This window comes from Methylocapsa polymorpha (genome assembly GCF_045689225.1).
GTDB classification, from domain to species: Bacteria; Pseudomonadota; Alphaproteobacteria; order Rhizobiales; family Beijerinckiaceae; genus Methylocapsa; species Methylocapsa polymorpha.
Genome location: NZ_CP136862.1, coordinates 1,412,386 through 1,429,228, shown reverse-complemented (window position 1 = coordinate 1,429,228; position 16,843 = coordinate 1,412,386). Strand labels below are relative to the sequence as shown.

At 61.9% G+C, this 16,843-nt stretch carries 14 protein-coding genes; 5 read left to right on the top strand and 9 right to left on the bottom strand.

The features are described 5' to 3' along the window. Window positions 1–18 precede the first annotated feature (18 nt). Both RZS28_RS06670 and RZS28_RS06665 read right to left on the bottom strand, forming a co-directional pair. A complete protein-coding gene (locus tag RZS28_RS06670) occupies window positions 19–1,596 on the bottom strand; it encodes a DHA2 family efflux MFS transporter permease subunit (RefSeq protein ID WP_407340549.1) in 1,578 nt (525 codons plus the stop codon). Then, on the bottom strand, window positions 1,593–2,765 hold the full coding sequence (locus RZS28_RS06665; RefSeq protein WP_407340548.1) for an HlyD family secretion protein: 1,173 nt from the start codon (window positions 2,763–2,765) through the stop codon (window positions 1,593–1,595). The genes RZS28_RS06670 and RZS28_RS06665 overlap by 4 nt, the downstream gene beginning before the upstream one ends. 135 nt (window positions 2,766–2,900) lie before the next feature. Between RZS28_RS06665 and RZS28_RS06660 the strand changes: the two genes are divergently transcribed. Beyond that, window positions 2,901–3,560: a TetR/AcrR family transcriptional regulator gene (locus RZS28_RS06660; protein WP_407340547.1), complete on the top strand. Its 660-nt coding sequence runs from the start codon at window positions 2,901–2,903 to the stop codon at window positions 3,558–3,560. A gap of 67 nt (window positions 3,561–3,627) precedes the next feature. Then, on the top strand, window positions 3,628–4,023 hold the full coding sequence (locus RZS28_RS06655) for a carboxymuconolactone decarboxylase family protein (RefSeq protein ID WP_407340546.1): 396 nt from the start codon (window positions 3,628–3,630) through the stop codon (window positions 4,021–4,023). 208 nt (window positions 4,024–4,231) lie between these two features. Here RZS28_RS06655 and RZS28_RS06650 read toward each other — a convergent pair whose 3' ends face one another. Then, window positions 4,232–4,942: a L,D-transpeptidase gene (locus RZS28_RS06650; RefSeq protein ID WP_407341060.1), complete on the bottom strand. Its 711-nt coding sequence runs from the start codon at window positions 4,940–4,942 to the stop codon at window positions 4,232–4,234. A 306-nt stretch (window positions 4,943–5,248) separates the two neighbouring features. Then, window positions 5,249–5,749 (bottom strand): Lrp/AsnC family transcriptional regulator, encoded by a 501-nt coding sequence (locus RZS28_RS06645; protein ID WP_407340545.1) that lies wholly within the window; start codon window positions 5,747–5,749, stop codon window positions 5,249–5,251. 270 nt (window positions 5,750–6,019) lie between these two features. On the opposite strand from RZS28_RS06645, the gene rocD reads away from it, so the two are divergent. Both rocD and putA read left to right on the top strand, forming a co-directional pair. Then, the gene (rocD, locus tag RZS28_RS06640; RefSeq protein WP_407340544.1) at window positions 6,020–7,252 is read left to right on the top strand and encodes an ornithine--oxo-acid transaminase; all 1,233 of its coding nucleotides are present in this window, start codon (window positions 6,020–6,022) and stop codon (window positions 7,250–7,252) included. A 132-nt stretch (window positions 7,253–7,384) separates the two neighbouring features. Then, window positions 7,385–10,486 carry a bifunctional proline dehydrogenase/L-glutamate gamma-semialdehyde dehydrogenase PutA gene (gene putA, locus RZS28_RS06635; RefSeq protein ID WP_407340543.1) on the top strand — a complete coding sequence of 1,034 codons (3,102 nt, stop codon included), beginning with the start codon at window positions 7,385–7,387 and terminating at the stop codon, window positions 10,484–10,486. 18 nt (window positions 10,487–10,504) lie between these two features. Here putA and fliI read toward each other — a convergent pair whose 3' ends face one another. The 4 genes from fliI to RZS28_RS06615 all read right to left on the bottom strand — a co-directional run bounded on the left by fliI (window position 10,505) and on the right by RZS28_RS06615 (window position 14,436). Further along, a complete protein-coding gene (gene fliI, locus RZS28_RS06630) occupies window positions 10,505–11,836 on the bottom strand; it encodes a flagellar protein export ATPase FliI (RefSeq protein ID WP_407340542.1) in 1,332 nt (443 codons plus the stop codon). Then, on the bottom strand, window positions 11,833–12,558 hold the full coding sequence (flgF, locus tag RZS28_RS06625; protein ID WP_407340541.1) for a flagellar basal-body rod protein FlgF: 726 nt from the start codon (window positions 12,556–12,558) through the stop codon (window positions 11,833–11,835). The genes fliI and flgF overlap by 4 nt, the downstream gene beginning before the upstream one ends. A gap of 3 nt (window positions 12,559–12,561) precedes the next feature. After that, the gene (locus RZS28_RS06620; RefSeq protein ID WP_407340540.1) at window positions 12,562–13,344 is read right to left on the bottom strand and encodes a DUF1217 domain-containing protein; all 783 of its coding nucleotides are present in this window, start codon (window positions 13,342–13,344) and stop codon (window positions 12,562–12,564) included. Window positions 13,345–13,608: 264 nt separating this feature from the next. Next, window positions 13,609–14,436 carry a GNAT family N-acetyltransferase gene (locus tag RZS28_RS06615; protein ID WP_407340539.1) on the bottom strand — a complete coding sequence of 276 codons (828 nt, stop codon included), beginning with the start codon at window positions 14,434–14,436 and terminating at the stop codon, window positions 13,609–13,611. Between the two features lie 277 nt (window positions 14,437–14,713). Here RZS28_RS06615 and RZS28_RS06610 point away from each other — a divergent pair, with 277 nt between their 5' ends. After that, window positions 14,714–15,526, top strand: a complete 813-nt coding sequence (locus tag RZS28_RS06610; RefSeq protein WP_407340538.1) for a lysophospholipid acyltransferase family protein — start codon at window positions 14,714–14,716, stop codon at window positions 15,524–15,526. Window positions 15,527–15,615: 89 nt separating this feature from the next. Here the strand turns inward: RZS28_RS06610 and ruvB are convergent, their stop codons facing one another. Beyond that, window positions 15,616–16,668: a Holliday junction branch migration DNA helicase RuvB gene (gene ruvB / locus RZS28_RS06605; RefSeq protein WP_407340537.1), complete on the bottom strand. Its 1,053-nt coding sequence runs from the start codon at window positions 16,666–16,668 to the stop codon at window positions 15,616–15,618. Window positions 16,669–16,843: the final 175 nt, after the last annotated feature.

Sequence of the window (16,843 nt, the reverse complement as noted above, 5' to 3'; positions counted from 1 at the left end):
GACCTCGTGGATCTATGGCTAATGGACCGAGGCGCCGCCGCCCCCGCCCTTGACGCCCGAGAGCAAAAAGCACAAAGGCGCCACGGCAAAGGCCACGGCGCCGGCCAAAAGAAAGACATCCGAATAACCGAGCACCGCCGCCTGCGCCTGAAAGACCTGATAGACCTTCCCGACCGCGACATCATGCGCCGAACTCGCCGAGTGTCCCATCGCCACCAACGCTCTTTCATAACGCGCCACGAGCTCGTTGTAGGGTTGATGAAAGGGGGTTGCCCATTGCGAGAGATAGGATTGATGGACCTGCAGCCGCTGGATGATCATGCTGCTTGCGATGGCGATTCCAATCGAGCCGAACACATTGCGGAACATGACGAAAAGCGCCGTCGCGTCGCCGTTCAGCTCGCGCGGCAGAGTCGTGTAAGCGATGGTGCTGATCGGCACGAAAAGGAAGGCGAGTCCCGCCGTCTGCGCGGAGCGCATGATGACGAGCGTCCGGAAATCGATGTCCAAGGTGAGCTGGCTCGAATAGACGAAGGCCGCTCCCATGATGACGAAGCCGGCGGCGATCAGGATGCGGGTTTGAACGAATCGCATCAATTGCGTGACGACAGGAATCAGAACAATAATGGCGACGCCGCCCGGCGAAAGGATCAACCCAGACCATGTCGCATTATAACCGATCAACGTCTGGGTGAATTGCGGGATGACCACGGCGCCGGCGTAGAGAACTGCGCCGGTCGCGGCGATGCAAACGCATCCCATGGTGAAGTTCCGGTCCTTGAAGACTTCGAGCGAAACGACTGGCTTCTTGGCGGTAAGCAGCCAGCCGATGGCGCCGAAGATTCCGACCACCGCCAATACAGCCGTGATCTGAATGAAGCGCGATCCGAACCAATCCTCGTCCTCGCCGCGATCGAGCGTGACCTGCAAGGCGCCAAGCCCGAGCGTGATCAGAAACAGCCCGATGAAATCGACGTGGCGCGATATGCGCTTTTGCCACGGCGGATCCTCGACCAGGATGAAGACGAAAATAACCGCGATCACGCCCACCGGCAGATTGATGAAGAATATCCACCGCCAATTGAGCGTATCCGTGATGTAGCCGCCGAGGGTCGGCCCAAGCACAGGCGCGACAATGGTTGCAATGGCGGTCACGCCAAATGCGGCGCTGCGTTTACTCGGCGGAAAGGTGTCGAGAATGATCGATTGCTGGCTCGGCTGCATGCCGCCGCCAAAGAAACCTTGCAGGAGCCGGAAGGCGACAAGTTGCGGCAAGCTGGTCGCGATCCCGCAAAGGAAGGAGCAGACGGTGAACATGGCGATGCAGATCAGGAAATAGCGCTTGCGGCCGATCACCGCCGCGAGCCAGCCGGAGATCGTGAGAACGATTCCATTGGCGACGAGATAGGAGGTGAGCGCCCAGGTCGCTTCGTCATTGCTCGACGACAGGCTGCCGGCGATATGGGGCAAAGCGACATTGACGATCGTCGTGTCGAGGATTTCCATGAAGGCTGCGAGCGTGACCACGACCGCAATGGCCCATGGATTATGCGCGGGCTTCCATTGCCGAGCGTCGTCAGTCTGCGCCTCGCTCATTTCAGCGTCACCGTCGGGACCACGGAGAGGCCGAGCGGAAGTGGAAGCTTCGGATCGAGGCCGCTGTCGATGACGATCTTGACGGGCACGCGCTGGACAATCTTGACGAAATTGCCGGTTGCGTTCTCGGGCGGAAAAGCGGTGAATTTCGAGCCAGACCCGAGCTGGACGCTGTCCACATGCCCCTTGAGGGCGAGCTGCGGATAAGCGTCCACCTTAATTTTCACGGGCTGTCCAGGACGAATTCCGCCAAGCTGGTTTTCCTTGAAATTGGCTGTCACCCAGACCTCCGGCGAGACGATCGAGAAGATCTGTTGGCCGGGGGTCACGTAATTGCCGAGCTCGACATTGCGCTTGGTGATCCAGCCGTCCTGCGGCGCCCTGACGACCGTCCAGTCGAGATTCAATTTCGCCTGGTCGAGCCTGGCCTGAGCCTGCTCGACCTGGCCGGTCAACTGGCCGACGTCCGCGTCGGCCTGGCCGATGCGCTGCGGCACAGGCTCGGCCGCCAGGACTTGCGCCTCGGCCAGTTGCACTTGGGCTTGCGCTTGCCGGAGAGCGGCCGTGGCGGCGTCGACCTCCTGCTGGGTCGTCGCTTGTTTCGGCAGGCTGCGTTGGCGTTGATAGTCCGCCTGCGCCCTTATTTCCGCGGCCTGGGCCGACGCAAGCTGCGCTTGCGCTTGTTTCAGCAAAGCAGGAAAATTCTTGCGGGCGATCTCGGCGCCGAGCCTCTGGCCGGCGAGCTGGGCCTTGGCGACGTCGAGCGCGCCTTGGGCTGAGTCGCGGTCATGCACATATTGCCGCGGATCGATATGAATCAGCGGATCGCCCTCGCGCACGAATTGGTTGTCAGCGACATCCAGCGAGACGACAAGTCCCGAGACCTGCGGCGCGATCGTCATCGCGCGGCCGTCGGTGTAGGCGTCGTCCGTCGATTCGATGTTGCGGGACGACAGCCAAAAATAGATGACGCCGGCGGCCAGCAGCGCGCCGCCGATGATGGCGAGCCGCAAGACGAAAGGACGGCGATTGCGGCGGATGGTTTCCGCAGCCGCCTCGGGGCCGCCGGAGCTGGGCTCGACGCCATCCGGAGCCGGGAGCTCCTTTTCTTTGGCCTCTCGCACCTCTTCCTCGCGCAAGAGCTCATGGTCTGGAAGAGCGTCGGTCATGAGAAGCTATCGCTTGCCTGTGAGCCCATTGAAAGCCGCTGTACAATGTGGCGTAAGGGATTGCAGAAGAAAGCCGTGTGACGCATGTTTTGACATAAGCGAACTCATTGGTACGGTTACATGCAGAATGCTCAAGTGTCAACGCCCTCGAAGGATAATGCGGTCCGCCGCATCCCGCGTGGGGAAAAGCGCCGCGAGGAAATCGCGGCGGTGGCCGAACGGGTGTTTCTCGATCGCGGTTTCGCCGAGACCACAATGCAGATGATCGCGGCCCAGGCCGGAGCCTCAAAAGAAACCCTCTATCGGCATTTCGGCAGCAAGGAGGGGCTTTTTTCGGCAATGGTGCGAAGCCGTTCGGCGCGGATCACCGGCGTGGACGACTGTGAACTGCCGGTCGAGGCGCCGCCGCGCGAGGTCCTCTTCGAACTCGGCGTCAGCTTGCTGCGGTTCCTCGTCAGCGCGGATTCGCTCGCGCTCTACCGAATGGTGGTCTCGGAAGCGCCGCGCGAGCCGGAACTCGGCCGAATCTTCTACACGCAAGGGCCGGGCCGCGTCTTGGACAAGCTCGCCCGTTACCTCGGCGCGGCGATGCGGCGCGGGAAGCTCCGCTGTCTCGATCCGGAACTCGCCGCGAAGCTCTTTCTCGGCGCGATCTTCTGCAACCGCCATGTCCTCGAGCTGGTCGCGCCGGGATGGAATGCGCTCAGCGACGAGCAGATACAAGCCCATGTCGAGGAGGCCGTCAGCCTGTTTCTAGCGCGTTACGACCCGGATTTTTCCGATCGAGCGTTATAACCGGCGACAGAGAGGCGTCGGCAGGCGCGATGCGCAGACAGCGCGACAAGAAAGAGGAGACGGCAAAGTGGCGGCGTTGATTGAGGAAAATGCGGCTTCCGCCGAGGTCCTGGCGGTTTACGAGGATATCAAAGCGACCCGCAAGACCGATTGGGTCAATAATTTCTGGAAAGCGCTCGCCAATCATCCCCCGACCTTGAAGCGCATATGGGAGACGATCAAGCAGGTCATGGCGCCTGGGGCTTTGGATCCTTTGACGAAGGAGCTGGTCTATATAGCGGTCAGCGTCACGAATAATTGCAATTATTGCATCGCGTCTCATACGGCTTCCGCAAGGGCCAAGGGCATGACCGAGGAGCAATTGGCTGAGTTGCTTGCGGTGATAGGCGTCGCGAATGAAACCAATCGTCTGGCGGTCGGCTATGGCGTTCCGGTGGACGAGAGATTTCTCGCCGCAGAATAGTGTCGACGGCGGGTAGTGTCTCATTTGGGCCGGAAGCAGCCGGTCCGCTTTTAGGCAGAAGCGAATAGGCAGCGGACGTTCGAAGCGGCGTAGTTCGGACACACGACAAGTGACCGCCGCACCCCCACAATCGCTAGGACTCCAGCGAACGGCCATGTTTTTGCCTGCCCACGCCGGCGCGCTCGGACAGGGGGACTGACGCCGTCGCTTATGCCGGCAGAAGGATTACCTTGGTCTTGACCGGCGTGCGCTCGTAGAGGTCGAGCATGTCCTGAGTGAGAAGGCCGGTGCAGCCGCTGGTGACGCCCTTGCCGATCGACTCGGGGTCGCTGGTCGCGTAGATCGTGCAGACCGTGTACTTGCCGTTCTGATAAAGGTAGAGCGTGCGGGCGCCGAGCGGATTGTCGAGGCCTCCCGGCATGCCGCCGGCGTATTTGCGCGCTTCCGGCTGGCGCTCGATCATCTCCTTGGGCGGGGTCCAGGTCGCCCATTCCGCCTTGCGCCCGACGTAAGTGTCGCCGTTCCACAGGAAGCCCTTGCGGGGGACATTGGCGCCGTAGCGGGTGGCGTTTCCCTCGCCTTCGATGCGGTACACATAGTAGTTCGCGGGATCGATGATGATCGTGCCGGGCGCTTCCTTGCTGTCGTAGCGCACGGTCCGGCGAACATATTTCGGATCGAGCTTGGCGACGTCGACCGCCGGGATCGGGAATTTCTTGTCAGGCACGGGCCCGTAGAGCTTCGCCGCCTCCATGCGGGCCATGTCGTCGGTTGTCGCGCAACCGGCGAGCCCCAGCGCGCCGAGACTGACGGCGGAGCCGAACAGAAACGACCGGCGGTTGAGAAGTTCCGACCGAAGCCCAGGCAAGGCCGCGTCGTCCATCTCGCCTGCGCCGGCAATCTCACCGTCCATGATCATGGTTTTGGAGTTTCCCATATCCTGTCGCCCGACGAGAGAATGCTCCGGCATGTGCCCAATGAACATCCTTGTTGAGCTGAGATTGCCGTCACATCGCTCGATTGGCAAGGCCAAGCGTCGCTGGGCGGGGCTTGCCATGTGTGAGAACTCGTCCATGTGGTTTCGCAGTCACACATCGCGCGGGCTTCGACAAAAACATGCAGACGTCCGCTCCGCGGGAGCGGCTTCGTCCGCTCAATGACTGGGTTGGGCGCAACGCAGCAACTCAAACCGCGACACTCCCTGACGACGCGCCAAGTTTGCGTCTCACCCCCGCTTTTGCGGCTCCATGAGCAAGTCGAGCGGATAGCCGTGAAAATTCTTGTCCATAGCCAGCACGACATGGCCGTGGAACTTCTCGATCCCTAATTCGCCCCGACTCATGAAATCGCTCAATTCATTATAATGCTCTATGTCGCGGCAGATCACCCGCATGAGATAATCGATCCGGCCGCCGATCTTGAAACATTCCAACACCTCCTCGCGCATGCGGATCGCGGCGAGAAAACGCTCGAAATCGGCCTCCCTGTGATTCTCTAGAATGACTTCGACGAGAAGCATCACCGTGCTGCATATTTTCGCCAGGTCGAAATCCGCGACATAGCGGCGGATGAGCCCGTCTTTTTCGAGCGCCTTCACCCGGTCGAGACAGGCGCTCGGCGAGAGATGCACGTCTTCGGCGAGGCGGACATTGCTGATTCGCGCGTCGAGCTGAATCCGCCGCATGATTTTAAGGTCCATTTCATCGACCATGTGTCGGCGCGGCATGGGTCTCTCGCATGTTGGCGCTCGCCTGATTCGTACAAGGATAGTCCCCCGCCGCCGCGGCCAAAACGGCGCGAGCGAATTTTTGCGCTCAAGCGGGGCGGCGGGTCGGATAATCTGCGCCTAAGCGGCTGAGTTTCCGGGGGAAAAACGTGGTCTTTATGTGATATATATTCTTGTCGAAAGAAGCGGCGGCGAGGGCGTTTTCCGGCTTGGGCGGCGCTTTTCGGCAAGTGGAAGTAAATGCGGCAAGCAAAAGATAGAGCGCCTCCCATGTCCCTACAGAGCGTCATTGAGCGCGAAGCCCGCTTCGGCGCGAAAAACTATGCGCCTTTTCCGGTGGTGCTCGCGCATGGGCGCGGCGCGCATCTTTTTGACGTCGAAGGCAAGCGCTACATCGATATGATGAGCGCCTATTCGGCGGCGAGCTTCGGCCATCTGCATCCGCGCCTCGTCGAGGCGCTCTCGCTCCAGCTCGGGCGTCTCGATCTCGTCTCGCGCGCATATCATTCCGATAATCTCGGCGGCTTCTGCGAGGATCTCGCGAGCCTTGCCGGGCTCGACGTTTGCCTGCCGATGAACACCGGGGCCGAGGCGGTCGAGACCGCGATCAAGGCGGCGCGCCGCTATGGCTATGACCGGCTTTCGATTCCGCATGACAAAGCGGAAATCATCGTCGCCGCGGGGAATTTCCATGGCCGCACGACATCGATCATCGGCTTCTCGACCGAACCGTCATGCCGGCGTGGCTTTGGCCCGTTCGCTCCCGGTTTCGTCACCGCGCCTTATGGCGACGCCGCCGCGCTCGAGGCGTTGATCGGGCCCTGCACGGCCGCCGTCCTCGTTGAGCCGGTGCAGGGCGAGGCGGGCGTCATCGTGCCGCCCAAGGGCTATCTCGCGGCGCTGCGGCGGATCTGCGACCGGCATGGCGTCTTGCTGATCTTCGACGAGGTCCAGTCCGGCTTCGGGCGCACCGGGCGGAATTTCTGCTTCGAACATGAAAACGCCAGACCTGACGGCCTCATCGTCGGCAAGGCGCTTGGCGGCGGACTGCTGCCTGTCTCGGCCTTCGTGGCGCGCCGCGCGGTGATGGATGTGTTCGATCCGGGCAGCCATGGCTCGACTTTCGGCGGCAATCCGCTTGCGGCCGCGGTCGCGCGCGCGGCGATCCTCGTCCTGCAGGACGAGGATCTGGCGCGTCGCAGTTTCGTTCTCGGCAAGATCCTGCTCGATGCGCTTTCGAGAATCGATCATCCGGCTATTGTCGATGTTCGCGGCAAGGGGCTTTGGGTGGGCGTCGAGCTCGATCCGGCGCGCGCCAAGGCGAAGGATGTATGTCTCGCGATGATGCGGCGCGGCGTCCTCACCAAGGACACGCATGAGACGGTCATTCGTTTCGCGCCGCCGCTCGTTATCGAGGAGGCCGATCTTCTCCAAGCGGTTGAGATCTTCCACGACGCTCTGGAGGAGGTCTATCCGGCGAATGTCGCGAGCTACGCCGAATAGACCCTGTGTTGCGGCCTAGCCTGGTCGTTGGTGCGGCGGGGTTGAGGCTGTCGCGCAGTTGAGCCTCTTAGCTGCGGCGCTAGACCTCCTATATTTGAAGCATCGATCAGCTTTTTCCAAAGCAGGCTTCGCATGACTTCCGAGCTCGCGCTTCCAGTTTTCACAGCGCCCTATGCGTCGGCCGACGAGTTGCTCGCCGTCGAGCTTCTCAAAGATGCGGACTTGGCCAAGGAAGCCGAAGCGCGGATCGATTCATTGGCCTCGCGTCTCATCGCGGCGGTGCGGGCCAAGTCCTCTCGCATCGGCGGGTTGGAAGATCTGCTGCGGGAATATTCCCTATCGTCGGAGGAGGGCCTTGCTCTCATGGTGCTCGCCGAGGCGCTCCTGCGCGTCCCCGACGATTACACCGCAGACTTGCTGATCGAAGATAAGCTCGCTTCGGCGCATTGGCGCAGCCATGCCGGGGGCTCGGAAGCGCTGCTCGTCTCCGCCGCCGCCTGGGCGCTGGGGATCACCGCCCAGGTCATCGAGAAAGGCAAGACCGCGCATGGAATCGTCGCCGATGTCGCGCGCAGGCTTGGCATGGGCGCAGTGCGCGCGGCCGCGCGGCAGGCGATGCAGCTCATGGGATCGCATTTCGTCTTCGGCGAGACGATTGAGGACGCTTTGAACCGCGCCTCCTCGCACGAAGGGCGGCGCTCTCGTTACTCCTTCGATATGCTCGGCGAGGGCGCCCGCACGAAAGACGACGCCGAGCATTATTTCGCCTCCTACGCGCATGCGATCGAGGCTATCGGCGGGTCGGCTTCGCAGAAATCTTCAGCCGAGCGGCCGGGCATTTCGGTCAAGCTCTCGGCGCTGCATCCGCGCTACGAGCCGCAGTCGCGCGCGCGCGTCCTGGCCGAGCTTGCGCCTCGCGCCGCCGAACTCGCGCGCATGGCGAAGCGGCATGACCTGAATTTCACCATCGATGCGGAAGAAGCCGATCGGCTCGAGCTTTCGCTCGACGTCGTCGATCTCTTGCTTTTCGACCCTTCGCTCGCCGGCTGGGACGGCTTTGGCCTCGCCGTGCAAGCCTATCAGAAGCGCGCCTTGGCGGTCATCGATCATGTCGTTGTGGCCGCGCGCCAATGCAATCGCCGCTTGATGCTGCGGCTCGTCAAGGGTGCTTATTGGGATACGGAGGTCAAGCGCGCGCAAGAGCGCGGCCTCGCCGATTATCCGGTCTTTACCCGCAAGGCGATGACCGATCTGAATTACCTGGCTTGCGCAAAGCGGCTTCTTGCGGCGCGCGACGCCATCTACCCGCAATTTGCGACCCATAACGCGCTGACCGTGGCGACGATCATCGAATTCGCGGGCGGCGTCGAGGGCTTCGAGTTCCAGCGCCTCCACGGCATGGGCGAAGGGCTTTTTGCGGCCTTGCGTAACGAATTTTCCGCGCTTCCTTGCCGCGTCTACGCGCCGGTCGGGGCGCATGCGAATCTGCTCGCCTATCTGGTGCGGCGTCTTCTCGAAAACGGCGCCAATTCATCCTTCGTCGCGCGTCTCGGCGATCCGCATGTCGAGACGCGCGAGCTTCTGGTCCGGCCGCAAGACGTCATCAGCGACGCCGGCCGCGCGCGCGCGCCGACTCTGCCTTTGCCGGAAGATCTTTATATGCCGTCGCGCAAGGCCGCCAAGGGCGTCGAGTTCGGCGATCGGCGGACCCTTGGCGCGCTGATGGACGCGATTGCGAAGGCCCGACCCATCCGCGACGCCGCGCCGATCATCTCGGGCCTGCGGCGGCAGGGCGTTGCGCGCGACGTCATCTCGCCCATAGACGGCGGGATCATTGGAGTCGTTCATGAGGCGACACCCGACCAATCGGCGGAGGCGATGCAGGCGGCCCGCGCAGGTTTCCGGCTCTGGTCGCGCACGCCGATCGGTTCGCGCGCCGCCTGCCTCGAGCGCGTCGCGCAAGACCTCGAAGCGCGGGCGCCGCAATGGCTGCATCTTCTCCAAATCGAGGCGGGCAAGACTCTCGACGACGCCATCGGCGAATGGCGGGAGGCAATCGATTTCTGTCGCTATTACGCGCAAGAAGCGCGGCGGCGGTTCGAATCCGCCGCCGTGATGCAGGGGCCTACGGGAGAAGATAACAGGCTCTTTTGGCGAGGCCGCGGCGTTTTTGTTTGCATCAGCCCATGGAATTTTCCGCTGTCGATCTTTCTCGGTCAGGTCGCAGCCGCCCTTGTGGCCGGCAATAGCGTCCTCGCCAAGCCCGCCGAACAGACGCCGCTGATCGCGGCCGCCGTCGTCGAGGCTTTTCATCGCGCGGGGACGCCCGCATCGGCTTTGCATCTCTTGCCGGGAGATGGGCGGGTGGGCGCGGCGCTCGTCGCTTTGCCCGACGTCGCCGGGGTCGCCTTCACCGGCTCGATGGAGACCGCCGCAAGGATCAATCGCGCCCTCGCAGCGAAAGACGGCGCCATCGCGGCTCTGATCGCCGAGACCGGCGGCGTCAATGCCATGATCGTCGACGCCACGGCTTTGCCGGAGCAGGTCAGCGACGATGTCGCGACCTCCGCTTTTCGCTCGGCTGGACAGCGCTGCTCGGCGCTTCGGCTTCTCTGCATCCAGGAGGATGTGGCGGACAAGATGATCGCGATGATCGGCGGCGCCGCGCGGGAGCTTCTGGTCGGCAATCCGCGCGATCTTGCCGTTCATATCGGCCCGGTCATTGATCAATCCGCCAAGAAGAGCCTCGACTCTCACATCAAGGCGATGCGCGGACGCGCCGTCGTTCATCTAGCCGGTGAGGCTCCTGCGAGCGCGCCGCAAAAGGGCTTCTATGTCGCGCCGCATATTTTCGAGCTTGCCTCCGCGAGCGATCTCAAGGGCGAGGTCTTCGGCCCCATCCTCCATGTCGTTCGCTACAAAGCGGAGGAGCTCGATCGCTTGCTCGATGCGCTCGAATCCAGCGGCTATGGTTTGACGTTGGGGGTGCATTCGCGCATCGACGCGACCATCGAGCATATTGTGGAGCGGCGTTTGGCCGGCAATTGCTATGTCAATCGCAACATGATCGGCGCCGTCGTCGGCGCGCAGCCCTTCGGCGGTTTCGGCCTCTCGGGCACGGGACCGAAGGCTGGCGGACCGCATTACCTTGACCGATTCTGTGTCGAACAGACGGTCTCGATCAACACCGCCGCCGTCGGCGGCAATGCGAGCCTCCTCGACTCCATTGAGTGACTTCTAGGCAGGGCGCGCCTATTTGTCCTGCAGCACTTTGGCGAGTTCACGAAACGCGTCCTTGCTCGGCTCGGACCGCGGCGTTTGCCTCATCGCCTCGTAGATTTTGGGGACCATCGCAACGGCCTGGTCGAGTTCGGCGTCGCCTCCCTCCCGATAGCCGCCCATGAGGCGAAGGTCGCGCGTGTCTTCATAACGCGCAATGAGTCCGCGCAGTTTTGCGACAAGACTTTGTTGCTCGCCGGTCCATGCAATCTGAGCCAGACGCGAGATCGACGCCAGGACGTTGACGGCGGGAAAGCGGCCTTGATCGGCGATCGCGCGATCGAGAACGATATGTCCGTCGAGCGTGCCGCGAATGGCGTCGGCCACCGGATCGTTGTGATCGTCGCCATCGACAAGGACTGAAAAGACGCCGGTAATCGAGCCTTTCTTTTCTTCGCCAGGACCGGCTCTTTCGAGAAGCTTAGGCAGATCGCTGAAAACGCTCGGCGTATAGCCGCGCGCAACGGCGGGCTCTCCGGCCGCCAGCGCGATGTCGCGCGCGGCATGGGCGAAACGCGTGACGGAATCGACGATGAGGAGCACGGACTCGCCTTGATCGCGAAAAAATTCGGCGATCGTCATGGCGGTCTTTGGCGCAAGGCGGCGCATCGTCGGGCTTTCGTCTCCGGTCGCCACGACGGCGACGGCAAGAGCGCGGTTCGCGGCCAAGGCGTCCTCGAGGAATTCGCGCACTTCCCGCCCGCGTTCGCCGACGAGAGCGATGACGACGGCGCCGAAATCCCGCGATCCAGCGAGCATAGCGAGGAGGGTCGACTTGCCGACGCCTGATCCGGCAAAGATCCCGATCCTTTGGCCAGCGCAGATCGGCGTGAACAGATCGATCACGCGCACCCCCGTCTTCAATGGCTTTGTAATGCGGCTTCGCCGCATTGCGGGCGGCGGAGCGGCGTCGATTGGACGCTCTTCATCGCCCTGGCGCAGCGGGCCGGCCGCGTCGATCGGGACGCCGAGCGCGTTCAGCACGCGTCCCTTCCAGCTCCGATGCGGCGTGAGACGCAACGGGCCGATGCGATAGACTCTGCCGCCGAGCCGCATCGGAATGCTGGATTCGAAAGTCTTGACCGTCGCGCCTTGTCCGTCAATCCGAACGACTTCCGCGAGTCGCCTTTGATCATCGGCCTCGAAGGCGACACAATCCCCGAGCTGCAAGAATCGCGATAGCCCGATGACGCGCGCATGCGAAGGCGCGACCTCGGCGACGCAGCCTGAAACGCGGACCAGAGCCAGCTCATTGCATGTCCGCTCCACGGCAAGCTCGAGACGGGCGAGCGAATGCGCCGTCATGATGAAGAGCCGAGCGTCTTGATCGCGTCCTTGAGCGAGGATTCGGATCCCGTCAGCGCCGAAGAAATGCTTTCGAAGGCGCGCGAGATCGTGATCATTTTGGCTATTTCCAGAATCGGGTTGACGTTCGCCCCTTCGACATAGCCTTGCGCGATCCCGTTTCGGGTGAAGTCGAGAACGGGAGTCGCCGGCTTATCGGAGATGATGCCGGAATTGTCATAGCGCTTGAGCTTGGCGGTCTCGTCCAGGCTGAACAGGCCAATGGCGCCGATCTGATGGCCGTTCTGCGAGATCATTCCATCTCGGGCGATGGCCGGCGGCCCTCCGTCAGGATCGAGGAGAATGGGCGTATTGCCGGCGTCGAGGACGGGATAGCCGTCGATGCTCTGCAATGCGCCGCTCTCCAACATGCGCATGCGGCCGTCGCGTGTGTAGACGGTCCCCGCCGGCGTTTGCAGCGCGAGCCAGCCGTCGCCCTGGACCGCAACATCGAACGGGGCGTCGGTCTTGATCGGAACGCCGGGGCGACGGGAAATAAACGTGTCGCCTTGCGAGACAAAAGCGACGGGCTTGTCTCCGGCGCGCGAGACGAGCGTCTTGAAGTCCACCTCCTCGGCCCTGTAGCCGGGCGTGCTCTGGTTGGCGATATTGGCCGCGATCGTCGTCAACCGCCGATCGAGGGCGACTTGAGCGGAGAGGGTGACGTAAAGCCCGGACTGCATGAGCTAAGAGCCTCCCAGTTTCAGATTTGCGAGTTGGAGAAGGAGATTGGAGCTGATGCCGGGCGAGTTGCCGGTGAACAAAGACAATGTCGGAGACGTCGGCTGCGTCGAGCCGTTCTGGGCGTCATAGGTCGCGGTGAAGCGTTCGATGAATTTCTGCAGCTTGGCCGGGTTCTGAAGATCGCTGATCTTAAACTGCTTGCTGATCAAGGCGGCCTGCGTGTCAATCGGCTCGGTTGACATCAGCGGCGACAAGCCAAGAGCGGTTTGCACTACGCTCAACAGTTGCTTATCTGCAAGAATGCTATAGGCGCTGGTGATGCTTGGGGCCATGCGCTGAAAGTAGAGCGCCATCTGGACGCCTTGGTTTTGCTTTCCGACGTCGCTTTCGAGCGTTTGTTCTACATAATTGTTGACGGCGCCTTGTTGGGCAGACGTCGCCTGTGTCGCCGCCGCGCCATTTGCGGCGAAATTGAACGCCGTGGCGAGCGCCTTATAACGCGGATCGTTCAGCGTATTGGCGAGGCTCTTGCTGCTGGAGACGCCGCCTTCGAGAACCTGGCGGATTAGCCCTTTCGCATTCATCATGTCGCGGAGGCCAAAGGCCGTCATGACATAAGTGTAGAGCTTGTCGTTGTTCAAAAGGTCATTGACGGATTTCACATTGCCGATGTTCGCTAGGTAATATTTGGTTGCTTGGACGACGGTTGGCTCCGATGCGGTTGAGGCCAAGGTCTTCGGGTAGTTTTTTATGATTGAATTGTAATAGAGCGTCGCCGTGAGCATGGCTGTTTGCTTCCGAGGGGAACAGTCGGAATCTGTTCCACATATCTTGCTCGGGCCTTACGGCGGCGGCGCAAATTGGCGACAATTCAATAAAAAATTAAGCAGAGGCCATGATGCGCGTTTAGCCACGCAACGCTCATCCATAGATTCGCTGGCGTCCTGCAACTTAGGGTGGCCGAATATCTATGATCGCCTACGCGAAACGAGCCGCGCTCGCTTCCGCATCAAAACACGGTCCGATAAATCATAAAGCCGAGATGCGGCTCAGGCGACAAGGCTATCCGGCATTTCCATCGGGCCGCCATAATAGCTGACATAGCGCTCTTCGATATCCGCGAGCGGCATGATCGTAAAGACGTCGGTGGTTCCAAATTGCTTGTCGATCACCGCCCCGTCGCCAAACCGAGCTCCGACGCGCAGATAGGCCTTGAGCAAGGGCGGCAGCGCCGCGATCCCTCTGCGTAGGTCGACCGCAGCCTTATCGAGGATTGCCATCTCCACGCGGCCGGCAATTGGGCGAACACTCCATTCGTTGACGGCCGAGGCCTGATAATGCAGGAAGCTCAAGGGCAGAGCGAGCGCGAGAGGATTGACGCCGGGCAGGCTCGCGCAGCCGATCAACACGTCGATGCGATGGTGCTTGGCATAGAGCCAGAGTCCGCGCCACAAGAGCTCGATGACGCGTTTCGAGCGATATTTCGCATGGACGCAAGAGCGGCCGAGCTCAAGGAACCGCTTGTCGGCGTGTCGCGCGAGGAGTGGGGCAATGTCGAACTCGCGCTGGCTATAGAAGCCGAGGCGGCGTTGCGCGACCTCCCCGCGCAATAGGCGATAGGTGCCGACCACTTTCGGCTTGAGGCGGCCGAAGCGATTTCGCGCCTCCGTGTCGATGACGAGGAGATGATCGCAGATCGCATCGAAGGGACAAATATCGCGCCGGATCAGCGCCGCGCCCTGCTGCGGCGTGGCCCCGCCTTCCTCATAGAAGACTTGGAAACGCAAGCGTTGCGCCTTGCGGATCTCTTGCTTGGTGGTCGCAAGCCTGACTTCGAATTGTCCGAATCGGCCAAGCGTCGCAGGCAAGCCCCCCAAGTCGCGAATCATGCGGCGCGGTTTGATGAAGCGGGCGGGGCGTTGAACGATCCCCCCTAAGGGCGTGCCGATTGACCACATGATTTCGCAAATCTCGCCAAAGAGGTGGAAACAACCAACGTAGGGGCGCCGCGCGAAGCTTTCATGACGAGGAGTCAGGTCACTGAGCCATGGAGCTTAAGCTCGAACTTGCAGAAAAATGACGCGGAGCTGTCATCAAACTGCAAGTCTGCCGTATTAAGCGGAAGCGCATCGCTTCACGGATCTGCAAAGACTCATGGCCTATCTGCGCGTTACGATGATCGGTCTGGCGCTAATCTTTTTCTTGCTGGTCGCTGCTCCGCTTCAATGGGTCGCCTTGCGCCGGGGCTGGCCGCTGCGGCTTTGGATTCCGATCCTCTTCGGCCGGACGCTGGCGAGCCTGCTGCAGATAAAGGTCATCGCGGAGGGACGCTCGGCTCCGGGCGGGCCTCGGCTTCTCGCCGCCAATCATGTTTCTTGGATCGACATCCTTGCGCTTTGCAGCGTCGAGCCGATCTGTTTCCTGGCCAAGAAAGAGGTGGGGAGCTGGCCCGTGATCTCGGCCTTCGCCCAATTGCAGGAGACGGTCTTTGTGGATCGAAAGAAACGAAAGACGATTCCGGGCGCGAATTCGGCTATGGCGCAACGCATGCTTGCCGGACGTTGCGCGCTTCTGTTCCCCGAAGGCACGACGGGCGACGGCCTGACGCTTCGCAAGTTTCACAGCTCCCATTTCGCCGCCGCGCGCGATCTTCTCGCCAAGGCCTATGACGTCGAGACCGTCTCCGTGCAGCCGGTTGCGATCCGATATTCGTCTCCATCAGCCGCATGGTATGGCGACGCCACACTGCTTCCGCATCTCTGGTCGGTTCTCAAAGGCGATCCGATCCGCTGCGATCTCGTCTTCGGCGCGCCTCTCGCTTATGGCCGTGACACAAATCGCAAGTCTATGGCCCGCCATGTTGCGTCCTCGATCGCCGAAATGCTTGCCGCGATGGGGGCGGCGGCCGAGGGCGTTTGTCATGCGGAGCCGGAGCGCGATGCTCTCGCCGCGACGACAGCTCTCTGATCTTGCGTTCGAGCCCCGGCGGAAGCGAAAGGTTCAAGCGGCAGGGCCCGACGACCCGCACGTGGATCGACGCGCTTGGGCTTTCCCGTTCAAGATGCGCTGTCGTCAGCCTCTGAAAACAGCCCGAATTGCCGGCTTTCGAGATCCGGCTCCTTTAGCCCGAGATGCCGGAAGGCGAGCGGCATGAGGACTCTCCCGCGCGGCGTGCGCTTTAAGAAACCCTGTTGAATGAGATAGGGTTCGATGATGTCCTCGATCGCATCGCGCGGCTCGGAAAGCGCCGCGGCGATCGTCTCGATTCCGACGGGGCCGCCGCCGAAAGAAATGGCGACCGTGTCGAGATAGCGCCGATCCATCTGATCAAGCCCGATCGTATCGACGTCGAGAAGGCGCAGCGCTTTGTCGGCGACCGAGCGGGTGATCTTGGGCTCTTTGTCGACCGCCGCGAAATCGCGGACGCGGCGCAAGAGACGTCCGGCGATTCGGGGAGTCCCGCGCGCGCGCCGCGCGATTTCATTGGCGCCGTCGTCCGAGACCGTGACGGCGAGCACGCGCGCGCCGCGCCGGACGATGCGCTCCAGCTCTTCGACAGTGTAGAATTCAAGCCTGATCGGGATGCCGAAACGATCGCGCAGCGGCGTCGTCAAAAGTCCCGCCCTGGTCGTCGCTCCGACAAGCGTGAATTTGGCGAGGTCGATCTTGACCGAGCGCGCGCCCGGGCCCTCGCCGATCATGAGATCTAGCTGAAAATCCTCCATCGCCGGATAGAGGATCTCCTCGATCGCCGGGTTCAAGCGATGAATTTCATCGATGAAAAGCACGTCCCGCTCTTCAAGCCCCGTGAGCTGGGCGGCGAGATCGCCCGCCTTGGCGATGACCGGTCCCGAGGTCGAGCGGAAATTGACTCCAAGCTCGCGGGCGACGATCTGCGCGAGGGTGGTCTTGCCAAGTCCGGGCGGACCCCACAACAGGACGTGGTCGAGCGCCTCGCGGCGCGCTTTGGCGGCTTCGATGAAAACCTTGAGATTGCTGCGCGCGGCCTCCTGGCCGGTGAAATCGGCAAGCATCAGCGGACGCAGGGAAGTCTCCGCGTCGTCCTCGTGTTTTTCCCCAGTGACAAGGCGGCGGGGACTAATTGACAAAGCTTGCGACCTCGCTCCTAGAGCGCTTCCCGATCAGATGGACTCATCTGATCGAAAAGGAATCGCTCAAATTCAAAGAGCTGGAGCATGTTCTGATCGAAAAAGTCGGTCAACTTTTTTAAGAACATGCTCTAGGCGGACCGGAGCCAACCGGGAGTAGCCGCAGGCAAGCCGA

Coding starts and splice junctions, on each gene's coding strand:
- RZS28_RS06645 (WP_407340545.1), bottom strand. CDS start 5,749: ATGCCGCGCCGACACATGGTCGATGAAATGGACCTTAAAATCATGCGG.
- flgF (WP_407340541.1), bottom strand. CDS start 12,558: ATGCAGTCCGGGCTTTACGTCACCCTCTCCGCTCAAGTCGCCCTCGAT.
- RZS28_RS06620 (WP_407340540.1), bottom strand. CDS start 13,344: ATGCTCACGGCGACGCTCTATTACAATTCAATCATAAAAAACTACCCG.
- fliI (WP_407340542.1), bottom strand. CDS start 11,836: ATGACGGCGCATTCGCTCGCCCGTCTCGAGCTTGCCGTGGAGCGGACA.
- putA (WP_407340543.1), top strand. CDS start 7,385: ATGACTTCCGAGCTCGCGCTTCCAGTTTTCACAGCGCCCTATGCGTCG.
- RZS28_RS06670 (WP_407340549.1), bottom strand. CDS start 1,596: ATGAGCGAGGCGCAGACTGACGACGCTCGGCAATGGAAGCCCGCGCAT.
- rocD (WP_407340544.1), top strand. CDS start 6,020: ATGTCCCTACAGAGCGTCATTGAGCGCGAAGCCCGCTTCGGCGCGAAA.
- RZS28_RS06650 (WP_407341060.1), bottom strand. CDS start 4,942: ATGATCATGGACGGTGAGATTGCCGGCGCAGGCGAGATGGACGACGCG.
- RZS28_RS06665 (WP_407340548.1), bottom strand. CDS start 2,765: ATGACCGACGCTCTTCCAGACCATGAGCTCTTGCGCGAGGAAGAGGTG.
- RZS28_RS06610 (WP_407340538.1), top strand. CDS start 14,714: ATGGCCTATCTGCGCGTTACGATGATCGGTCTGGCGCTAATCTTTTTC.